Origin of the sequence: Saccharopolyspora antibiotica (genome assembly GCF_047200635.1) — a bacterium.
Lineage (GTDB): Bacteria > Actinomycetota > Actinomycetes > Mycobacteriales > Pseudonocardiaceae > Saccharopolyspora_C.
The window spans coordinates 154,360-160,359 of the sequence record NZ_JBJZOI010000014.1; the positions used below are offsets into that span (position 1 = coordinate 154,360).

Below are 6,000 nucleotides of genomic sequence, written 5' to 3' on the forward strand. Positions count from 1 at the left end.
AATCCGGTGGTCTTCGCGCTCCGAAGGACGGGCATGCAGACCCAGCGACCTCCCGGCGAAGCGGCCCCGCGAGGGGCACCGCTGCCCACCGTGCGCGTGCTGCGCTCCCGCGCCGACGAGCCGCGCACCGTGGTGCTCGTCCTGCACGGCGGCCGCGCCACCAGCCACGAGCCGGTGCGCGGCCACCACCTCGCCTACCAGCGGATGCACGCGATGGCGCGCTCGCTGCGCCGGTCCACTTCCGACAGCCCGACGCAGGTGCGGCTGCTGCGCAACCGGGTCCGGGGCTGGAACGAACCGGACCTGGACGCGCTCGCCGACGGCCGCTGGGCGGTGGACCGGATCAAGGCTGAGCACCCGGCGGCGCGGATCGTGCTGCTCGGGCACTCGCTGGGCGGCCGGGTCGCGCTGCGGCTGGCCGCGGACCCCGCGGTGCGGGGGGTGTGTGCGCTGGCGCCGTGGGTCGAGCCGGGTGAGCCGATCGAGCAGCTCGCCGGCCGCGACGTGCTCATCGCTCACGGCGACGCGGACCGCGTGACCTCGTGCTCGCTGTCCGCCGACTACGCGCGACGCGCCCTGCAGCTGCCGAACCCGCCCTCCCTGACCTACGTGCGGGTGCCCGGCGCCGGGCACGCGATGCTCCGCCGCCGCAGCGAATGGGATGCGTTGACCAGGCGCTTCGTCCGCGCCCTAGCCGAAGACGAGGAGCAGCGATGACCTCCACCGTGGCCGTGATCGGGGCCGGGGTCTCCGGGCTCACCGCCGCCCACCTGCTGCAGCGCCACCACGAGGTGCTGCTGTTCGAGGCCGACGACCGGCTCGGCGGACATGCGCACACCCACCAGCTCACCACCGGCGACGGCCGCGGACTCCCGGTGGACAGCGGGTTCATCGTGCACAACCAGCGCACCTACCCGAACCTGCTGCGGTTGTTCGCCGAGCTCGGGGTGCGCACCCGCGAGACCGAGATGTCGATGAGCGTGTCCTGCGACGGCTGCGGACTCGAGTACGCGGGTGCCAAGCGGCTCGGCGGGTTGTTCGCCCAGCCTCGCAACGCGCTGCGCCCGCACTACCTGGCGCTGCTGGCTCAGGTGGTGCGGTTCCACCGGGCCGCGAACCGGCTGCTGGACGAACCGGGCGAGCGCGCGGACGCGGTCACGCTCGGGGAGTTCCTGGACGGGCGCGGGTTCACCCGCTACTTCGTGGACCACTTCGCGCTGCCGCTGGTCTCAGCGGTGTGGTCGGCGGACTTCGAGGTCAGCAGGCGCTACCCGGCGCGCTACCTGTTCGAGTTCCTGCGCCACCACGGGATGCTCTCGGTGTCCGGCTCACCGACCTGGCGGACCGTCGTCGGTGGTTCCCGGGAGTACGTGCACCGCGCCGCCGCGCGGCTGTCCGCGGTGCACCTCGGCACCCCGGTCCGGTCGGTCTCCCGCACCGGCGGCGGAGTGGAGATCCGGGACGAGGCCGACCGCGTTCACCGCGCGGACAAGGTCGTGCTCGCCTGCCACGCCGACCAGGCGCTGACGCTGCTGGCCGACCCCACCCCCGCGGAGAAGGAGGCGCTGGGCGCGTTCGGCTACTCCGAGAACGAGACCTGGTTGCACACCGACACCGGCGTGCTGCCGGGCGCACCGGGCGCCCGCGCCTCGTGGAACCACCACAAACCGGACTGCGCCGCCGACCCGGGCCGCGTCCTGGTCAGCTACGACATGAACCGGCTGATGCGGCTCGCCGAACCCGAGGACTACCTGGTCACCCTCAACCCGGCCGGGCGCGTGCGCGCGGACCGGGTGCTGGCCCGGATGCACTACCGCCACCCGATCTACACCCCGGAATCCGTCGCGGCTCAGCAACTCCTGCCCGATCTCGGCGACGAGCGCACCCGGTTCGCCGGCGCCTACCACGGGTGGGGCTTCCACGAGGACGGTTGCGCCAGCGGGGTGCGGGCGGCCGCGGCGTTCGGGTCGGGGTGGTGAGGGCGTGACCGGCCCGGACGACCTCCCCGCTCTCTACCACGGCACCGTCGCCCACACCCGGCACGGCGAGCCGCCGCTGCGCTTCCGGCACCCGATGCACATCTGGCTGGTCGATCTCGACGCGCTGCCGCGGCTGCCGCGCTGGCTGCGACCGTTCGCCCGCTTCGAGTCCCGCGATCACCTCGGCGATCCGCGGCGCGGCATCCGGGAGAACCTGGAGCGGTGGCTCGCGCTGCGGGGCGTGCGGCTCGACGGCGGGCGGGTCCTGATGCTGGCGCACCCGCGCGTGCTCGGGCACGTGTTCAACCCCGTCACCGCCTACTGGTGCCACGGCCCCGACGGCGCGCTGCGCTGCGTCGTGGCCGAGGTGCACAACACGTACGGCGAGCGGCACGCCTACCTGCTCGAACCAGACGACGCCGGCCTCGCCGAGGTGGACAAGGCGTTCTACGTCTCGCCGTTCCTGCCGGAGCAGGGTCGCTACGAGATGCGGTGCGCACCGCCCGGTGACCGGCTGGACCTGCGGATCCGGCTGCGCGACGAGGAGCGACCGCTGCTGACCGCGGTGCTCACCGGCCGCCGCGAGCCGGCCACTCCCCGCGCCGTGGCCCGCGCCGCGCTGCGCAGACCGCTCGTCCCGCAGCGGGTGTCCGCCCTGATCCGCCGGCACGGCATCTCGCTCTGGCTGCGCGGCGCCCGAATCGTCCCCCGTCGACCCCACGTCCACCAGGAAGGCATCCGATGAGCACCACGTCCCCCGACCTCGCTCCCGGCCCAGTCGCGCCGTGGGACCGGCTCGGCCCGCCCCCGCGCTCCCCGCTGCGAGCCCGTGCCGCCGAGCGCGTGTTCCGGCACGCCGTGCGCGGCCTGCCGGTGCGGATCGCGCTCGCCGGCGGCGAACGGCTCGGCGCGGGCGGGCCGGACGCGCCGCTGATGCGGATCCTGGACCCCGAGGCGTTCTTCCACCGCCTCGGCGCCGACTCGAAGATCGGCTTCGGCGAGTCCTACATGGCCGGGGAGTGGGACAGCCCGCACCCGGCGGACCTGCTCACCCCGTTCGCCGAGCGGCTGCCCAGCCTGGTCCCGAGGTCGCTGCAAGGGCTGCGGCGCTGGGTCGACGCCCCCCGGCCGGGGGCCGAGCGCAACACGACCAGCGGGTCACGGCGCAACATCGCCCGGCACTACGACCTGTCCAACGACGTGTTCGCCGCGTTCCTCGACGAGACCATGACGTACTCCTCGGCGCTGTTCCCGCGGACCGACGCGGAGCTCGCCGAGGGGCAGCGGCACAAGCTCGACCGGATCCTGGACCAGGTCGGCGCCACCGAAGGCACCCGGCTGCTGGAGGTCGGCACCGGCTGGGGCTCGCTCGCGATCCGCGCCGCCGAACGCGGCGCCCAGGTCACCACGCTCACCTTGTCCGCCGAGCAGAAGGAACTCGCCGAGAAGCGCATCTGCGAAGCGGGCCTCGGTGACCGGGTGGACGTGCAGCTGCGCGACTACCGGCACGCCGAGGGCAGCTACGACGCCGTCGTCAGCGTCGAGATGATCGAAGCCGTCGGATCCGAGTACTGGCCCGGCTACTTCGCCGCGCTGGACCGGCTGCTCGCCCCCGGCGGGCGACTCGGGCTCCAGGTCATCACGATGCCGCACGACCGGATGCTGGCGAGCCGTCGCTCCCACACCTGGATCCACAAGTACGTCTTCCCCGGCGGGGAGATCCCCTCGCTGCGCGCCGTCGAGGACACCGCCCGGGAGCACACCGGGCTCCTCGGCACCGGGCGGTGCTCGTTCGGGCCCGACTACGCCCGGACGCTGCGGATCTGGCGGGAAACCTTCCTGCTGCGCTGGAACGACATCGCCGCGCACGGGTTCAGCGAGCGGTTCCGGCGGATGTGGGAGTTCTACCTCGCCTACAGCGAAGCCGGGTTCCGGGCCGGCTACCTGGACGTCTGGCAGCTCGGTTTCCGCAAGCCGAGCTGACCCGGTCAGCTGTTCCGCACCGTGCAGGTCAGACTTGGGGCGCGCCCCGCGAAAGGGACCACGACATGCAGCAACGACCACACACCGGGCCGCGACGCTGGTCGCCGCCCGATGAGGGCGCCGACGGGGAGGGACCGGATGCCGGTGCCCTCGTCGCCGACGTCGCCCGCGGTGACGAACGCGCCTTCGAACAGCTCTACGACCTGCTCGCCGGGCGCGTGTTCGCCATGATCCAGCGGATCGTGCGAGACGCGGCGCAATCCGAGGAGGTCACCCAGGAAGTGCTCGTGGAGGTGTGGCGGCGCGCCACGCACTACCGCCCCGAGCTCGGCAGCGTCAACACCTGGGTCTTCACCCTCGCGCACCGGCGGGCCGTGGACCGCGTCCGGTCCTCCCAGGCCGGGCGGGACCGGGAGGCCCGCGTCGGCGCCCAGCAGCACACCCGGCCGTTCGACGAGGTCAGCGAATCCGTCTCGGACCGGTTCGAGCAGCGCCAAGTGCGCCGTTGCCTGAGCACCCTCACCGAGTTGCAGCGCGAATCCGTGCTGCTCACCTACTACCGCGGCTACACCTACCGGGAAGCCGCCGGCCTGCTCGACTCACCCGCGTCCACGGTGAAGACGCGACTGCGCGACGGGCTGATCCGACTCCGCGACTGCCTGGGGGTGGGCCGATGAGCACCGACCTCGCGACGTTGACCGGCGCGTACGCCGTTGACGCGCTCTCCGAGGACGAACGGATCGCGTTCGAGGCGCACCTGGAGTCCTGCGAGGACTGCGCCCAGGAGGTGCGGGAACTCCGCGCGGTCGCGGCCCGGTTGGGCGGAGCCGAGAGCGCCGCGCCCTCTGCCGAGCTCAAGCAGCGGGTGCTCGCCCAGGTCTCCCGCACCAGGCAGGACCCGCCACCACCCGCCCCGCTCGCGGAGCACGTCGCCGGGCCCCGCCGTCGCTCGTGGGCGACGCGCTCGTGGGGCACGCGCCTGTCCGTCGCGGCGGCCGCCGCGGGCGTGGCGCTGGCCGCGACCTTCGGCGTCGTGGCGGTGCGCGCGCAGCAGGAGCTCGAGGCCACCCAGGAGCGCTTCGCCGCCGCCGGGCAGCGCGGCGCCGAGATGTCCGCGGTGCTCCAAGCTCCCGACGCCCGAGTCATCAGCACGCCCGGTCCGGGCGGGATGCGGGCGACGACGGTGCTGTCCCGGCAGCAGGGCAAGGCGATGTTCATGGCCACGGGCATGACCCCGCCGCCGCCGGACCGCGTCTACCAGCTCTGGTTCATCGAACCCGGCGGTGGCGCCACCTCGGCGGGCCTGCTGCGAACGGAGGACGCGGGCGAACGCAGTGCTCCGCTGATCGCCACGATGCCGGCCGGCACCGCCCAGCTCGGAGTCACCGTCGAACCCCCCGGCGGCTCGCCCGCCCCCACCAGCGCCCCGATCCTCACCCTCCCCACCGCCTGACCCCGGAGCCCCCAGCGCCCCACGGGTACGGCTACCGAGTGAACGGACCGTTCGTCCAACGAGACTGGACGAACGGTCCGTTCACTCATCTCCGCACCCGCCGACCGCCGTTGTTCGGAACAGGTGAGCGGACCGTTCGTCCAGAGCTGTTGGGCGAACGGTCCGCTCACTCCGAACCCTCGGGCTGGGTGGGAGCTCGGTTCAGGGGGTGATGGTTTCGGGTGAGCGGACCGGTCGTCCGAACCTGTTGGGCGAACGGTCCGCTCACTCCGCGCGCTAGGGCGGGGTGGGTGTGCAGGGGTGAGTCGGGCCGTCGTGGTGGGTGAGGTTGGTGGTGGGGCTCCGTCCGGCCCGGTGTGCTCACCGGGCCGGGCCGGGACCCGCTTCACCCGGGGACCGGGTTTGGTTCCGCGGTCGAGCCCGGTGCGTCGGCAGGCGCATGAGGTCTGATCCAGGCCCCCGGGGGATGTGTGGTCAACGGGGCCCGGTGGCCCGGTTGGCCCAAGAGGAGGGGAAAAAGGGGTGTGGACATGCGGAAACGCCCGGGAGGATCCATCGGATCTTCCCGGGCGTTTCGCTGGAATG

The 6,000-nt window shown here is 73.4% G+C and carries 6 protein-coding genes; all 6 read left to right on the forward strand.

Going from position 1 to position 6,000, the window contains the following annotated elements; translation table 11 throughout:
- Positions 1-33 precede the first annotated feature (33 nt).
- Entirely contained in the window at positions 34-717 is a 684-nt protein-coding gene (locus tag ACL03H_RS13955) for an alpha/beta hydrolase (protein ID WP_412811632.1), read from the forward strand.
- Entirely contained in the window at positions 714-1,979 is a 1,266-nt protein-coding gene (locus tag ACL03H_RS13960; protein ID WP_412811633.1) for an NAD(P)/FAD-dependent oxidoreductase, read from the forward strand. The genes ACL03H_RS13955 and ACL03H_RS13960 overlap by 4 nt, the downstream gene beginning before the upstream one ends.
- 4 nt (positions 1,980-1,983) lie before the next feature.
- On the forward strand, positions 1,984-2,724 hold the full coding sequence (locus ACL03H_RS13965) for a DUF1365 domain-containing protein (protein ID WP_412811634.1): 741 nt from the start codon (positions 1,984-1,986) through the stop codon (positions 2,722-2,724).
- On the forward strand, positions 2,721-3,962 hold the full coding sequence (locus tag ACL03H_RS13970) for a class I SAM-dependent methyltransferase (protein WP_412811635.1): 1,242 nt from the start codon (positions 2,721-2,723) through the stop codon (positions 3,960-3,962). The genes ACL03H_RS13965 and ACL03H_RS13970 overlap by 4 nt, the downstream gene beginning before the upstream one ends.
- Before the next feature lie 65 nt (positions 3,963-4,027).
- Positions 4,028-4,639 (forward strand): ECF RNA polymerase sigma factor SigK, encoded by a 612-nt coding sequence (sigK, locus tag ACL03H_RS13975; RefSeq protein ID WP_412811636.1) that lies wholly within the window; start codon positions 4,028-4,030, stop codon positions 4,637-4,639.
- Positions 4,636-5,415, forward strand: a complete 780-nt coding sequence (locus tag ACL03H_RS13980) for an anti-sigma factor (RefSeq protein WP_412811637.1) — start codon at positions 4,636-4,638, stop codon at positions 5,413-5,415. Before sigK ends, ACL03H_RS13980 begins: the two co-directional genes overlap by 4 nt.
- Positions 5,416-6,000: the final 585 nt, after the last annotated feature.